At 70.6% G+C, this 14,282-nt stretch carries 16 protein-coding genes and 1 riboswitch; of the genes, 9 read left to right on the top strand and 7 right to left on the bottom strand.

The features are described from left to right. Positions 1-72 precede the first annotated feature (72 nt). Positions 73-597 (bottom strand): DUF2269 domain-containing protein, encoded by a 525-nt coding sequence (locus ACFV9T_RS23045; protein WP_385443310.1) that lies wholly within the window; start codon positions 595-597, stop codon positions 73-75. Between the two features lie 113 nt (positions 598-710). On the opposite strand from ACFV9T_RS23045, the gene ACFV9T_RS23040 reads away from it, so the two are divergent. The 3 genes from ACFV9T_RS23040 to ACFV9T_RS23030 all read left to right on the top strand — a co-directional run bounded on the left by ACFV9T_RS23040 (position 711) and on the right by ACFV9T_RS23030 (position 4,213). Next, on the top strand, positions 711-1,343 hold the full coding sequence (locus tag ACFV9T_RS23040; RefSeq protein WP_385443308.1) for an HAD family hydrolase: 633 nt from the start codon (positions 711-713) through the stop codon (positions 1,341-1,343). 352 nt (positions 1,344-1,695) lie between these two features. Then, the gene (locus ACFV9T_RS23035) at positions 1,696-3,285 is read left to right on the top strand and encodes a globin domain-containing protein (protein ID WP_385443306.1); all 1,590 of its coding nucleotides are present in this window, start codon (positions 1,696-1,698) and stop codon (positions 3,283-3,285) included. Between the two features lie 49 nt (positions 3,286-3,334). Continuing rightward, on the top strand, positions 3,335-4,213 hold the full coding sequence (locus ACFV9T_RS23030) for a pyridoxamine 5'-phosphate oxidase family protein (protein WP_385443303.1): 879 nt from the start codon (positions 3,335-3,337) through the stop codon (positions 4,211-4,213). Between the two features lie 56 nt (positions 4,214-4,269). Here ACFV9T_RS23030 and ACFV9T_RS23025 read toward each other — a convergent pair whose 3' ends face one another. The 5 genes from ACFV9T_RS23025 to ACFV9T_RS23005 all read right to left on the bottom strand — a co-directional run bounded on the left by ACFV9T_RS23025 (position 4,270) and on the right by ACFV9T_RS23005 (position 8,004). Further along, complete coding sequence (locus tag ACFV9T_RS23025; protein ID WP_385443301.1) at positions 4,270-4,758, bottom strand: NUDIX domain-containing protein; 489 nt, start codon at positions 4,756-4,758, stop codon at positions 4,270-4,272. A gap of 60 nt (positions 4,759-4,818) precedes the next feature. Then, entirely contained in the window at positions 4,819-5,715 is an 897-nt protein-coding gene (locus ACFV9T_RS23020; protein ID WP_385443299.1) for a LysR family transcriptional regulator, read from the bottom strand. 229 nt (positions 5,716-5,944) lie between these two features. Next, the gene (locus ACFV9T_RS23015; protein ID WP_385443296.1) at positions 5,945-7,069 is read right to left on the bottom strand and encodes a cystathionine gamma-lyase; all 1,125 of its coding nucleotides are present in this window, start codon (positions 7,067-7,069) and stop codon (positions 5,945-5,947) included. Further along, on the bottom strand, positions 7,066-7,599 hold the full coding sequence (locus ACFV9T_RS23010) for a low molecular weight protein-tyrosine-phosphatase (RefSeq protein WP_385443294.1): 534 nt from the start codon (positions 7,597-7,599) through the stop codon (positions 7,066-7,068). Before ACFV9T_RS23010 ends, ACFV9T_RS23015 begins: the two co-directional genes overlap by 4 nt. 24 nt (positions 7,600-7,623) lie before the next feature. After that, positions 7,624-8,004 carry a phage holin family protein gene (locus ACFV9T_RS23005; protein WP_385443292.1) on the bottom strand — a complete coding sequence of 127 codons (381 nt, stop codon included), beginning with the start codon at positions 8,002-8,004 and terminating at the stop codon, positions 7,624-7,626. Between the two features lie 66 nt (positions 8,005-8,070). Here ACFV9T_RS23005 and ACFV9T_RS23000 point away from each other — a divergent pair, with 66 nt between their 5' ends. From ACFV9T_RS23000 to ACFV9T_RS22990, 3 genes are all read left to right on the top strand, one after another. Next, positions 8,071-8,388, top strand: coding sequence for a cupin domain-containing protein (locus ACFV9T_RS23000; RefSeq protein WP_385443289.1), 318 nt, complete (start codon positions 8,071-8,073; stop codon positions 8,386-8,388). A gap of 158 nt (positions 8,389-8,546) precedes the next feature. Continuing rightward, complete coding sequence (locus tag ACFV9T_RS22995) at positions 8,547-8,759, top strand: DUF5326 family protein (protein WP_385443286.1); 213 nt, start codon at positions 8,547-8,549, stop codon at positions 8,757-8,759. A gap of 366 nt (positions 8,760-9,125) precedes the next feature. Further along, entirely contained in the window at positions 9,126-9,560 is a 435-nt protein-coding gene (locus tag ACFV9T_RS22990; protein WP_385443285.1) for an SsgA family sporulation/cell division regulator, read from the top strand. A 27-nt stretch (positions 9,561-9,587) separates the two neighbouring features. Here ACFV9T_RS22990 and ACFV9T_RS22985 read toward each other — a convergent pair whose 3' ends face one another. Continuing rightward, the gene (locus ACFV9T_RS22985; protein ID WP_385443282.1) at positions 9,588-11,063 is read right to left on the bottom strand and encodes a YibE/F family protein; all 1,476 of its coding nucleotides are present in this window, start codon (positions 11,061-11,063) and stop codon (positions 9,588-9,590) included. Between the two features lie 69 nt (positions 11,064-11,132). Further along, positions 11,133-11,249, top strand: a riboswitch (TPP riboswitch). On the opposite strand from ACFV9T_RS22985, the gene thiC reads away from it, so the two are divergent. The 3 genes from thiC to ACFV9T_RS22970 all read left to right on the top strand — a co-directional run bounded on the left by thiC (position 11,242) and on the right by ACFV9T_RS22970 (position 14,264). Continuing rightward, positions 11,242-13,005, top strand: coding sequence for a phosphomethylpyrimidine synthase ThiC (gene thiC / locus ACFV9T_RS22980; RefSeq protein WP_385443280.1), 1,764 nt, complete (start codon positions 11,242-11,244; stop codon positions 13,003-13,005). It overlaps the preceding riboswitch by 8 nt. A gap of 50 nt (positions 13,006-13,055) precedes the next feature. Continuing rightward, positions 13,056-13,526, top strand: a complete 471-nt coding sequence (locus ACFV9T_RS22975; RefSeq protein ID WP_385443278.1) for a hypothetical protein — start codon at positions 13,056-13,058, stop codon at positions 13,524-13,526. A 138-nt stretch (positions 13,527-13,664) separates the two neighbouring features. Beyond that, positions 13,665-14,264, top strand: coding sequence for a YdcF family protein (locus ACFV9T_RS22970; RefSeq protein WP_385443277.1), 600 nt, complete (start codon positions 13,665-13,667; stop codon positions 14,262-14,264). The last annotated feature ends 18 nt before the right edge of the window (positions 14,265-14,282 follow it).

The raw sequence follows: 14,282 nt of genomic DNA, 5'->3' as shown, positions 1-14,282 counted from the left end.
GCTTCTTCGAAGGCGTCGGCGGGTGAGTCGCTCCCAGGATAATCCTGCCGCCAAAAATGCCCGCGTATGCAACTATCCAGCCACCCGTCGCGGTACGGGTCGGCGGCCGCGCGCCCGCCGCCCCCGCGCGGTCAGCCCCCACGGCTTGACCACCGAGATCGCGGTGAGGAAGGCGTAGACGCCCAGGCTGACCGACGGCGCCAGGATCAGATCGGTGGCCGCGCCGACCGCCCGGCCCGCCGTGACGTCGGCCATCGCCGCGTCGATCCGGGCGCGCAGCGCGAAGGCGGTCGCGGCGGTGGTCGCGAGCGTCAGCCAGAGCTTCACGTACACCCAGCGGTGGCGGGCCAGGCCCCAGGGCGTGCCGAGGGCCAGCACCACCCCGCTGATCAGGGAGAGCAGGCTGATCGGGATGAGCAGCCAGTCCCCGAGGACGTTCATCGACCGGTACGCCCCTTCGGCGGCCTCGGCCGACCCGGCCGTGGCCCCGGCGATGCCCAGGGCCAGCACGCCGAGCGTCAGCCCGAGCCAGCCGACGGAGACGACCACATGCACGACGAGGAGGGCCCGGCGCACGGGCCGTTTCAGCTGTTCCATGCGCTCACGGTCGCGCGCCCGGCCCCCGCGCCGCGTCTGACGGCGGGAGTATCCCCGGCTACTCCCGGGATCGGGGATGGCTTCGCGGGGGCTGGCCTCTACGCTCGATCTCCATGACCAGACTGCATCTGTTCGATCTGGACGGGACGCTGATCCAGGGGTCGGCGGCAGCCATCGAGATATCGCGTCAGCTCGGCGTGGAGCGGGAGATCGGGGAGCTGGAGCGGGAGTTCGCGGCGGGCGGGCTGGCGCCCGCGCGGTTCGCCGAGCGGGCCTGCGCGCTGTGGGGCGAGCTGACGGAGGCGCAGGTGGCGGCGGCCTTCGAGGGGGCGCCGTGGCTGAGGGGGATCCGGGAGGTGTGGGCGGACATCCGGGCGCGCGGCGAGCGGTGTGCCGTGATCTCGCTCTCGCCCGGTTTCTTCGTGGAGCGGCTGCTGGACTGGGGCGCGGACGCGGCGCACGGGTCGGCCTGGCCGTCGGTGCCGTTCCGGGAGCGGCTTGATCCGGCGGGCATCCTGAACCCGGCCGCTAAGGTGCGGATCGCCGATGAACTCTGCGGGAAGTTCGGGTTGACCAGGGCGGACTGCGTCGCTTACGGAGATTCGATGTCGGATGCCGAGCTGTTCGCGGTGGTGCCCTTCTCGGTCGCGGTGAACGCGGATCACCATGTGAGCGAAATCGCATCCAGCCGGTATAGCGGGAATGATCTCCGAGAGGCCTACGAATTGGCGGGTAACTGCACGTAACTTCGGGTAATTACGTGCGTTGCCGGGTGTAACGGATGGGTCATCAGTAGGGCTTGTGCATTCATCCGGGCCCGGTAGGGTCGGGTCAGTTCCGTACCGGGAAGCTGTGGGCGGGACCACAACCGGGCAACCCGCTCCAACCAGCATATCGGGAACACAGCCCCCGTTACCCGGACTTCGGGCGAAGTTCTCGGGGTGCGGAAGGAGCGTGGCATGCTGCCCGGAACAGAGTATGGAGCGGGCCGACAGGACCAATCTCACGTGAACCAGTCGACCAGAGCGGGGAATTGCGGGCACATTCCGCCAGCGGAAGTGCGAAGACCGACAGAAAGATGTTCGAGGCGAGGCAACCATGGACGCTCCGACCACCACATCGTCGGCCGGTAACGACGGCGGGGGAAACAGTGGCGACTGGGGTTGGTTCACCCCGAGCAGGAAACGCCCCGATGACCAGCCCCGTTCCCCCGAAACGGACGGCGCGGACGACGACCGGGCGGCCCCCCGCCCGGTGAGCCCGATACGCCGGGCCGGTACGGAGGCGGAGCGCCGCCCGGCGCCCCCCGCACCGGCCCCCGCGTCCCCGATGCCCCCCGCGTCCGCCGTACCCCCCGCGTCCGCCGTGCCTCCCGCCGCCGCGGTGCCGCCCGCCTCCCCCGTCGCCCCCGCGTCCGCCGTGCCGCCGGAGACCGCCGTGCCGCCCGAGACCGCCGCACCGCCCGAGACCGGGCGCGAGGAGCATCAGCGGCCCGACGAGGCACCGGCCCCGCAGGGCGCGCGCCCGGCCGCCGAATCCGTCTTCACCGCCCCCGAGACCGCCTCGCCCGACGCGATCCTGCTGCGCCGCACCATGGCCGAGATCGAGCCGGTGAGCGACAAGGTCACCTCGTACTTCTACGCGCTGCTCTTCGTCCAGCACCCCGAGCTGCGGCCGCTCTTCCCGGCCGCCATGGACGCCCAGCGCGACCGGCTGTTCAAGGCGATCCTCACCGCCGCCCGGCTCATCGACGACCCGGACATCCTCACCGACTTCCTCTCCCGGCTCGGCCGCGGGCACCGCAAGTACGGCACCCAGCCCGAGCACTATCCGGCCGTCGGCGAGTGCCTGCTCGCCGCGCTCACCCGGTACGCGACCAACACCTGGAGCGAAGAGGCCGAGGCGGCCTGGGTCCGGGCCTACACCGCGATCTCCCAGATCATGATCGACGCGGCGGCCGAGGACGAGCTGCGCGCCCCCGCCTGGTGGCAGGCGGAGGTCGTCGGGCACGAGCCGCGCACGGCCGACATCGCCGTCGTCACCGTCCGCCCGGACCAGCCGTACCCCTTCCTCGCGGGCCAGTACACCTCGCTGGAAACCCCCTGGTGGCCGCGGGTGTGGCGGCACTACTCCTTCGCCTCCGCGCCGCGCCCGGACGGGCTGCTGTCCTTCCATGTGAAGGCGGTCCCGGCGGGCTGGGTCTCCTCCGCGCTGGTGCACCGCGCCCGCCCCGGCGATGTGATCCGGCTGGGGCCGCCCGCCGGTTCGATGACGGTCGACCACTCGACCGACAACGGGCTGCTCTGTCTGGGCGGCGGCACCGGTATCGCGCCGATCAAGGCGCTGGTCGAGGATGTCGCCGAGCACGGCCGCCAGCGCGCGGTCGAGGTCTTCTACGGCGCCCGCAGCGACCACGATCTCTATGACATCGACACCATGCTGCGGCTCGCCCAGCGGCACCCCTGGCTCTCGGTCCGTCCGGTGGTCTCCGACGGTCCGACGAGCGGGCTCAGCGGCAGACTTCCCGACGCCGTGCGGCAGTACGGCCCGTGGAACGCGTACGACGCCTATCTCTCCGGCCCGCCCGGCATGATCCGCAGCGGCGTGGACGCGCTGATGGGCGTCGGCGTCCCGTCGCATCGCATACGGCACGACTCGATCGAAGAGCTGATGGCGGCGGCGGAGTAGGCAGAAACGCTAGAGACAGACGGCGAATTCAGAACGGGGACGAGGGACTGTGGACGACGTCGGGCACGAGCGGGCGGCCACGCCGGCACCCGGCCACCGTACGGAGCGTCTGGAGGGGCCGGGGGGACCGCGGGGAGCCGAGCGCTCGGGCCGTCCGGGGAGCGACGGCGAGCACCTCCTCCAGCAGCGGCTGGGCACGGCCGACCGCGCCGACCGCTTCTACGACGAGCAGGTGCTGGACCACCTCAACGTCCGGATGCGGGAGTTCATCGCACGCCAGGAGATGTTCTTCCTGGCCACCGCCGACCGCCACGGGGAGTGCGACAGCACCTTCCGGGCCGGGCCGCCCGGCTTTCTGCGGGTGCTCGACGGACGCACCCTCGCCTATCCCGAATACCGGGGGAACGGCGTGCTGGCCAGCCTCGGCAACATCGAGGAGAACCCCCACCTCGGCATCCTCATGGTCGACTTCTTCCGCGACCGCATCGGGCTGCACGTCAACGGCCGCGCCCGGGTGGTCGAGGACGACGCGATGCGCGCCCGCCACCCCGGTCTGCCGGTCGACGCGGTGCCCGGCCGCCGCGCGGTCGTCTGGGTCGAGGTGGCCGTCGAGGAGGCGTACATCCACTGCGCCAAGCACATCCCCCATCTGCAGAAGGTGCCCGCCCGGCGGCGCGCCCGCGCGGAGGACGGGACGGCCACCGACCAGCCCCGCGACCCGGAGCAGGGGCAGGCCTGGGGGACGGACGACGTGAAGCGCAAGGGCGGCGACTTCTTCGGTGCCGCCGCCGAGGCGCGCGAGGGGCGCCGTACGCCCCCTGCCGCCCGTCCCGAGGAGTGGCTGCAGGAGGCGGAGCGGGTGCTCGCCGAGGCGCGTCGGCGGGCGGCCCAGAAGGGACCGCAGCCGTTCAGCGGCTGGTTCCGCTGAAGTTGAACGGCGCTGATCAGTGTCGATCAAGCTAGATCGCCTCTGAGCAAGATCGGTCAGCCGAGGTCGTCCGCGAGCAGGGCGAGCACGCCCTCGATATTGGCGTCGAGGTAGGCGCGCAGCGACGGCGGCACCATCCCGACGGAGGCGATCCCCTCGCGGGTGAACGGGATCCGGACCACGTCGTACTCCCCGCAGGGCTCCTCCACCTCCGGGCCGTGCCGCCTGCTGAGGTCCATCGAGGCGAGTCGGCAGACGAAGAAGTGCTGCACCTTGACGCCGTCCGGGACCTCGCCTTCCGGGTACGGGACGGTGTCCACGAAGGCGGGGACCACGTCCGTCACCTTCGCGCCCAGCTCCTCGTCCACCTCGCGGTGCAGGGCCTCGACGACGGTGGTGTCCTCGGGCTCCACACCGCCGCCGGGAGTGATCCAGTAGGGCTGCTCACCGGGCTTGGTCCGCTTGATCAGGATCATCCGCGGGTCGGCGCCGCCGTCGAGCAGGATGGCGCGGGCGGTGCGTTTGACCACGGGTCGTTCGGTCATGCAGGACATCTGCCGCAGCCGTCCCCGGCTGAAACCCCATACTCACCAGACGACAGGGGCTCACCAGTCCACAGCGGCGCGCAGCAGCCACTCGTGCGCCCGCGCGACGTGCGGCACCGCGAGCCCGCCCGTCCGCACCACCAGGAAGTAGGTGCGCAGCGGCGGCACCGGCGGGTTGAGCAGCGCCACGACCTCCCCGGCGTCGAGGGCGTCCATGCACAGATAGCGCGGCAGTACGCCGAGCCCCGCGCCCTCCGCGACGCACGCCAGCACCGCCCGCAGATCGGGGGCGATGACCGTGCCGGAGGTGACCGGGCGGGTGTCGAAGACGGCCGACCAGTAGCGGCTGACCAGCGGCAGGCTCTCGTGCACCTCGACCACGGGCAGCGCCTCCAGCGCGCTCGCGCCCTTGACCTGGAGCACCGCGGAGCCGCCGAGCCGGGCCGCCCAGCGCGGCGACGCGATCAGCACATGCTCCTCGTCGCACAGCGGGGTGGCGGCCAGCAGCCGGCCGCGCGGCCGGGCGGTGCTGATGGCCAGGTCGTGGTGGCCCGCCCCGAGCCCCTTGAACAGCTCCTCGGAGCTGCCGAACGCGCACCGCAGCGCGAGCCCCTGGGTGACGAGCGTGGTGAGCGCGGGCAGGGCGCGCAGCGCGGTGAATTCCGGGGGACCGGCCAGGTGCAGGGTGCGCAGCGGGGAGTCGTCGTCGAGACCGGCCTCGGTGATCTCCACGAGCGCGTCGAGGTGCGGGGCGGTCTTGTGGGCCAGCTCCTCCCCGACGGTGGTGGCGATGACCCCGCGCGCCGTACGGAGGAACAGCGGCCGCCCCAGCTGCCGTTCCAGGGTGCGGATCTGGCCGGTGACGGCGGGCTGGGAGAGGCCGAGCAGCGCGGCGGCACGGGTGAAGGACCCGGCGCGGTGCACCGTGACAAACGTGCGTAAGAGGGCCAGATCCATGCGGTTCCCCTCGCGTCGACGCACCCCCGCCGCATGCCAACTATAAATATGCCGATAGGTTCATGTCGCTACTGTGATTGGACACTGACGCTGAGTCAACTAGCCTTGTTCAAGCGGTTCTCCACGAGAAGAACCGGGGCGTCTCAAGCCACGAGGGGGGAGGCTTGAGACGCCCGTCAGGCGTACCCGCGTGCGAGCGGTACGGCGAGTTTCGGCCGCCTTCCGCCCTTTAACCGCGCGCCTCATCGAGCGCGCGCAGCACATCCGCGATCAGATCGTCCGGGTCCTCCGCGCCCACCGAGAAGCGGATGAAGCCCTCGGCGACCGCGTCGCCGCCCCAGCGGCCGCGCCGCTCGGCGGTGGAGCGCACGCCGCCGAAGCTGGTGGCGTCGTCGACCAGCCGCAGCGCGGCGAGGAACCGCTCCGCGTACTCCTTGCCGGGCAGGGTGAAGGACACCACGCAGCCGAAGCGGCCGCGCATCTGCCCGGACGCGACCGGATGCGCCGGATCGTCCGGCAGCCCCGGGTGGCGCAGCCCGTCGACCTCGGGCCGGTCGCGCAGCGCTTCGGCGAGCGCGAGGGCGGTGCGGGCCTGCCGGTCGACGCGCAGCGGGAGGGTGGCCAGGGAGCGGTGGGCGAGCCAGGCCTCCATCGGGCCGGGGATCGCGCCGACGGTCTTGCGCCAGCCGCGCACGGCGGCGGCCAGCTCCGGATCGCGGCAGGTCACGTAGCCGAGCAGGACGTCGCCGTGGCCGGTGAGCGCCTTGGTGCCGCTCGCCACGGAGAAGTCCGCGCCCAGCTCCAGGGGGCGCTGCCCGATCGGGGTGGCGAGGGTGTTGTCGACGGCGACCAGCGCGCCGCGCGCGTGCGCGGCGTCGGCGAGCGCGCGGATGTCGCATACGTCGAGACCGGGGTTGGACGGGGTCTCCAGCCACAGCAGCCCGGTGGTGTCGTCCAGGGCCGTCAGCTGGGCGTCGCGCGCGGTCGGGGCGGTGCGTACCTGTACGCCGAAGCTCCGCAGCCGCTCGCTGAGCGCCGGGAGCAGCTGGTAGCCGTCGGACGGCAGGACGGCGGTGTCGCCCTGCCGCAGCTGCGACAGGAGGACGGCCGCGATCGCGCCCATGCCGGACGCGAAGACGACGGTCTCGGCGGCGGCGTCCGGGGACTCCAGCTCGCTGATCGCCCGCTCCAGCCGGGACCAGGTGGGGTTGGCGTCGCGGCCGTAGGCGAAGGGGCCGGAGGCGTCGCCGGGGAGGTGGTAGTGGGCGGCGAAGACCGGTCCGGGCAGCGCCGGTTCGTACGCCTCGGCCTCGGGAAGTCCGGCCCGTACGGCCCGGGTGCCGTCGCCGGTCATACGCGCTCCTCGGCAGGCTGGTCGGTATCGCCGGACGCGCCGTCGAGGGCCTCGGCGACCGCGTCCAGCAGTCCGCCGCTCGCGGCCTCGATCATCTCCAGGACCTCCTCGAAGCCGTCCGTCCCGCCGAAATAGGGATCCGGCACGTCCAGATCGCTCGGCGCGTCCGGGTCGTAGGAGCGCAGCAGCCGCACCTTCGCGGCGTCCCGCGCGGTCGGCGCCAGGGCGCGCAAATCCCGCAGATGGCCGCTGTCCAGCGCGATCACCAGATCGAGGTCGGCGAACCACGCGGGCTGGAACTGCCGCGCGATGTGATCCTGCTCATAGCCGTGGTCGGCGAGCACGGCGATCGCACGGCGGTCGGCCCCGTCGCCCTCGTGCCAGGGGCCGGTGCCCGCGCTGTCCCACGCGACGAGGCCGTCGAATCCGGCGTCCTCGGCATGGGCGCGGACGATGGATTCGGCCATCGGCGACCGGCATATGTTGCCGGTGCAGACGAAGCAGACACGATAGGGCGACGGGGCTCTCATACCTGTCATCATCCCCGGCCGCGGTCAGTCCTTGTCATCGGGAAGGACGACGTGCAGCGCCCAGGCGACTATGGAAACGATCAGGCCACCGAGGAAGGCGGCGCCGAAGCCGTCGACGTGGAAGCTGAGATCCAATTGCCCGGCCAGCCAGGAGGTCAGCAGCAGCATCAGGGCATTGATCACCAGGGTGATCAGCCCGAGGGTCAGGATGAACAGCGGGAACGCCAGCAGTTTGACGACCGGCTTCACCACCACGTTCACCAAGCCGAAGACCAGGGCGACGAGAATGAGGGTGATCGCCTGACGGCCGGTGTTCTCACCGGTCAGAGTGATGTCCTTGAGCAGCCAGATGGCGACGCCGAGGGCGCCGGCGTTGGCGAGCGTCTTGACGAGCAAATTCTTCATGGTTGAGATCGTCGCAGACAGGCCCGGGGACGGGCAGGGGCATGGCAGGCAGGGGTGGAGAGGCGAATGAAGGCGTTCCGGCTGGACGAGCTGGAGGCGGAGCGGGCCGCGAATGATGGCGCGTATCTGCAGTTCCTGCGTGAGCGGAACATGTCGGTCGGGCTCTACGCGCTGAACGCGGGCCAGACCGACCCGCAGTCGCCGCACGGCCAGGACGAGGTGTACCTGGTGATGAGCGGCCGGGCGTCGATCACGGTGGGCATGGAGACGACCCAGGTGGCGCGGGGCAGCGTGGTGTACGTACCGGCGGGCGTGGCGCACAAGTTCCACCACATCACCGAGGATCTGCGGATCATGGTGGTGTTCTCTCCTCCGGAACGCTGACGAGAACTGACCGGATCCCTCCGGTCCCCTACGGGTTCGCTCAGGGATGGACGGGGGATGGAAGCCCTCCGTCCGCTTCCGGCCCGCCCTAGCATCGAGGGCAGGGGACCGGTGCCGTAGGACCGGCCCCGCCAGCCAGGAGAGAGCAAGGAGCAGACGTGGCCGCGAAGGACATATTCCGGGGCTTGCCGTGGTGGGTGACGTGGATCGCGGTGCCGGTTCTCGTCCTCGCCGTCTTCGGCGGGATGATCATGAGCGTGGTCGGCTTCGTCATCGGCCTGCTCTTCAAGGCGCTGGTGCTGGTGGCGCTGATCGGCGGTCTGATCTACGTCGTACGGAAGTTCACCTCGTCCTCGTCGCGCGACTGGTGACCCCGCGCGACCGGTGACCCCGCGCGGCGGGTACGCCGCGCGAGGGATACGGCGGGGCCAAACATCGGCCCCACGGCACCTCTGTGGTTAGAGTGCGAGTCCGCGACGTTCCCCATCTCGGCGTCTGCCTCGCAACAACACCCCGGGGGTGCCTGTTGACGACAGCGAACATCGACTCGGCCGCTGAACCGGCCCTGATCGCCCGCGCACCGGGCCGGCGTCGCCCGGCCCCGTGGGTTCCACCACGGCAACACTGGCCATTTCCGTTCCCTCACATGAGGCAAAGCGACTCCGCCCCGCAATCGAGTCGCTACGCTCCAGAGTCGGCCAAGTCTGAACTACCCGGGGCGGCGAACGATGCGTGACATGCGTGACACAGTCCAGGCGGAAGTGACGATGACCTTTCTGGTCTCGCAGGAACTGTCCTTCCGGATCCCGGTCGAGCTGTCGTACGACAGCGGCGATCCCTACGCGGTCGAGATCACCTTCCACTTGCCCGGCGACGCGCCGGTGAGCTGGGCCTTCGCCCGTGAGCTGCTGCTGGACGGGCTCAGCAAACCCACCGGCGAGGGCGATGTGCGGATCGCACCGGCCTCGCCCGAAGGGCTCTCGGACGTGTTCATCAGACTGCAGGTCGGGTCCGAGAGAGCCCTGTTCCGGGCCGGGGCGGCGCCGCTGGTGGCCTTCCTGGACCGTACGGACCGGCTCGTCCCGTTCGGCGAGGAGCCCGCGGCCTGCGATCCGGTCGACGACCTCGACGCCGAACTGGACCGCATCCTGGCCGAGGACCGCTTCGCGTAGCGGTCCGGCGCACATGCGTAGCGCGGCTCAGCGTGCGCGCGCCCGGCGGCGCTTCCCGCGCCCCCGTCCGCCCCCGCTGGCCCCGGTGGATCCGGTGGACCCGCTTCCGCTCGCCGCCGTGCCGTTCTCCGGCGCGTGCGCGTGGTCCGCGGAGACCACCAGCACGGCCAGCGCCGTGGTCACCGGCACCGAGGCGACCAGCCCGATGCTGCCCACCAGGGTGCGGACGATCTCCTCCGCGACGATCTCGCTCGTCGCCACCGTTCCCACTCCGCTGTCCGCGATCGAGAAGAGGAGCAGCAGCGGAAGCGAGGCGCCCGCGTACGCCAGCACCAGGGTGTTCACGACGGACGCGATGTGGTCCCGCCCGATGCGCATCGCGGCCGTGTAGAGCTTCCGCCGGCTCGTCGAGGGGTCGGCTTCCCGCAGCTCCCACACCGCCGAGGTCTGGGTGACCGTCACGTCGTCCAGCACGCCCAGCGAACCGATGATCACCCCTGCCAGCAGCAGACCCTTGATCTCGATGCCCGGATAGAGGCCGTGCACCAGACCGGTCTGGTCGTCGGTGTTGCCGGTCAGCGACGCCCAGCCGATGAACAGCGAGCCGAGCACGCCGATCAGCAGCAGCGAGACCAGGGTGCCGAGCACGGCGACCGATGTCCGGGCGCTCAGTCCGTGGCACATATAGAGCGCGAGCAACATGATCGCGCTGCCTCCGACGACCGCGACCACCAGCGGATTCGAGCCCTGCAATATCGCCGGGAGGATGAACAGCGTCAGCACCCCGAAGCTGATGGCCAGCGCCACCAGCGCGAAGATGCCGCGCAGCCGTCCGACGGCCACGACCACGAGCGCGAACACCCCGGCGAGCAGGGCCATGGGGAACGAGCGGTTGATGTCCGAGACCGAGTACTGGAGGTTCTTCGGCGCCTTGGGCGCGTACGAGAGCTTCAGCTCCTGCCCGGCGCTGAGCTTCCGCGAGGCGTTCGGCTGGACGATCTCGGGGAACGTACGGCCCTTGTCCTTGCCCGAGGTGACCTCGATGGTGGCCTTCTCGCAGACGCTCTCGCCGCCGCCTGCTCCGCCGCCCGCTCCGCCTCCGGTGCCGCCACCGGGCGCGCCGCCGCCGGGCGCCGGGGCGCCGCCCTGCTGACCCGGTTCGGTGGGTGCCTGCGGCTGCGCGTTGACGTCGGCGCAGTCGACCTCCGCCACCTTCACCACGCGCCCGGCGACCGTCTCCTGGTCGAAACCGAGCCCGCTGCGGCCCTGCGTGGTGTGCTCGGGGCTGCCCGGCCACAACGCGACCAGCCCGGCGAGGACGGCGACGGCGAACGGGATGAGCACCGCCGCGATGACCTTGCGGAGGCGTGCGGAGACGGGCGCGGCCGGGCCGTGGGAGTGGGCGTGGCTGTGGCCATGGCCGGGGGAGCCATGGGAGTGGCCATGGGCCTCGCCGGACGGGCGGGGCTGCTCGGGCGGATGGTCCTGCTGTGTCGCGGTCACCGTCGCATCATCGCAAGAGCGGCAGGCCCCCTGTTCAGGTATGCGGGGAAACCGTTAGCGTGGGGGCACCTTTGCAATCGCGGGAGCTCGGAGCACCGGGCTGAGAGGGCGCTGACGTCACAGCTGCGCCGACCGCTGAACCTGTTACCGGGTAATGCCGGCGTAGGGAGTGGGTCTCATGACTCAGCAGGATGCACACACGCGCGAAAACGCTGGCGATTTCGGCTGGCATAAGGGATATGTCACGGGTTCCCGCCCGGACATCCAGGTCCCGGTGCGCCGCGTGCACCTCACCAATGGCCAGGACGTGACGCTGTACGACACGTCCGGCCCGTACACCGACCCCCACATCGACACCGACGTCCGCCGTGGCCTCGCGCCGCTGCGGCAGAACTGGATCATCACCCGCGGCGACACCGAGGAGTACTCCGGCCGTCCGGCCCGGCCCGAGGACGACGGGCTCAAACACACCGCGCCCCGCGGTGGCCTGCGCAACCTCGACGCGGTCTTCCCCGGACGGCCGCGCCAGCCCCGCCGGTCCCGCGACGGCGCCCCCGTCACCCAACTCGCGTACGCCCGCCGGGGCGAGGTCACCGCGGAGATGGAGTACGTGGCGATCCGCGAGAACGTCTCCCCCGAGGTGGTCCGCGAGGAGATCGCGGCGGGCCGGGCCGTACTGCCCGCCAACGTCAACCACCCGGAGATCGAGCCGATGATCATCGGCAAGCGGTTCCTGGTGAAGGTCAACGCCAACATCGGCAACTCCGCCGTCACCTCGTCCATCGAGGAGGAGGTCGAGAAGATGACCTGGGCGACCCGCTGGGGCGCCGACACGGTCATGGACCTGTCGACCGGCCGCAACATCCACACCACCCGCGAGTGGCTGCTGCGCAACTCCCCGGTGCCGATCGGCACCGTGCCGCTCTACCAGGCGCTGGAGAAGGTCGACGGCAAGGCCGAGGAGCTGTCCTGGGAGGTCTACAAGGACACCATCATCGAACAGGCCGAGCAGGGCGTCGACTACATGACGGTGCACGCGGGCGTGCGGCTCCCGTACGTCCCCCTGACGGCCCGCCGCAAGACCGGAATCGTCTCCCGCGGCGGCTCGATCATGGCCGCCTGGTGCCTGGCCCACCATCAGGAGTCGTTCCTCTACACCCACTTCGAGGAGCTGTGCGAGATCCTCGCGGCGTACGACGTCACGTACTCGCTGGGTGACGGGCTGCGCCCCGGATCCATCGCCGACGCCAACGACGAGGCGCAGTTCGCGGAGCTGCGCACGCTCGGCGAACTCAACCGGATCGCCAAGGAGCACGGCGTCCAGACCATGATCGAGGGCCCGGGCCATGTCCCGATGCACAAGATCAAGGAGAACGTCGACCTCCAGCAGGAGATCTGCGAGGAGGCCCCCTTCTACACCCTGGGCCCCCTCACCACGGATGTCGCGCCCGCCTACGACCACATCACCTCGGGGATCGGCGCCGCGATGATCGCCTGGTGGGGCACGGCGATGCTCTGCTACGTCACCCCCAAGGAGCACCTGGGGCTGCCGGACCGCGACGACGTGAAGACCGGCGTGATCACCTACAAGATCGCCGCCCACGCCGCCGACCTGGCCAAGGGCCACCCCGACGCCCAGGCCTGGGACGACGCGCTCTCCGACGCGCGCTTCGAGTTCCGCTGGGAGGACCAGTTCAACCTGGCCCTCGACCCGGACACGGCACGCTCGTTCCACGACGAGACGCTCCCGGCGGAGCCCGCCAAGACGGCGCACTTCTGCTCCATGTGCGGGCCCAAGTTCTGCTCCATGAAGATCAGCCACGACATCCGCCGCGAACACGGCGCCGCGATGGACGAGGCGGAAGCGGAAGCCGGAATGGCGGAGAAGTCCCGAGAGTTCGCCGCCGCGGGCAACCGCGTCTACCTCCCCCTCGCCGACTGACCCCGGCCCCCTGCGGCTCGGCCGTTGTGGGGCACAGCAGGATGCGAGGCATGGCAACCGAGATGGGACCGATGGCGGAACACGTTCAACGGCGGTGGCGCGAGGCACAAGCCCCCGACGGTGACGTGATCGTCTTCGGGGACGGACGGCTGTCGGTGATGCGGTTCTGCATCACCGACAGCTGGTCGCGGGCGGACGAGATCCTCCGGGCCACGGAATGGACCGCCCGCCACTGGCTGGACGTCGACGTGGTCATGGCCTCGTGCGGATACGGCGAATACCGCGCCTACGGAGGCGAATCCGCAGCCTACGGCAGCATCGGCTGGGTCGCCCTGACCCGGGACGACGAGCGGCGGACTTTGGAATGGCTCGCTGTGTGCTCCGAGTCGAACCCGTTCGCCGAGGTGGCTCTCGACGACACCTGCCTGACGGCGGTCAGCACCAGCCGCGATGTGTGGACCTTCCCACGCGACGCCCCGCAGCAGGTGGAGATCAGCCGGGTCGTCGAACGGGACAGGTGACCGCTTCCCCTGCCGGGTGAGCATGATGTCTGCGGGCTGAGGTGAGTGATGGAGGCTTAGAAGCCCTAACAGAATGCGTCCTCTGCAGGGCGGCTCGTACCCTCGCTGCCCAATGCGGCGGTGCCCTAGAGTCGCCGCATGCGACGAAGAACAGGGCTGGCGATAGTTGGGGCTGCTGCCCTGGCCTGGGGCGAGTGGTTGAACTGGCGCTGGTCCCGAGCCCTCGTGGGGGGCCGCGGGGGCGCATCAGAAGCCGTGGTCGTGTTGGGCTACCGGAACCCACAATCGACGGCGAACTTCATCAACCGCTGGCGCGTTCGTGCTGGAATTCGCTCCGTTGCCGCTGACGGTGCGCGAGGCACTCTCGTGATCTTCAGCGGTGGTGCGACCGGCAGCTACGCTGCGGAAGCCCAGCTGATGGCTGACTACGCGAAGTCGACGCTTGGGTTCGACGGCACGGTGCTTCTCGAAGACCAGAGCATGACGACATGGGAGAACATCACGAACGTGATCCCGCTGCTTGAGGATATCGACCGCATCAAGATCGTCTCCCAACCAGCTCACGCGCTCAAGGCCCGCGCGTACTTGCGGCGGCAGCGTCCTGACCTTGCTGAGAGGCTCGTGCGAGCGGATGACTACCGCCCTGGTGAGTGGATGATTGGTAAACCGCTGCTGGCTCTGTACGGGCTTCGGATGCTCCGTGGTCTCAAGGCCGAAGAGCGGAAGGTCTCGCTGTAGACAGCTCCTGTCGCGTCG

This window comes from Streptomyces sp. NPDC059850 (assembly GCF_042731515.1).
Taxonomy (GTDB): Bacteria; Actinomycetota; Actinomycetes; order Streptomycetales; family Streptomycetaceae; genus Streptomyces.
This window is presented reverse-complemented; position numbering and strand designations above follow the sequence as displayed.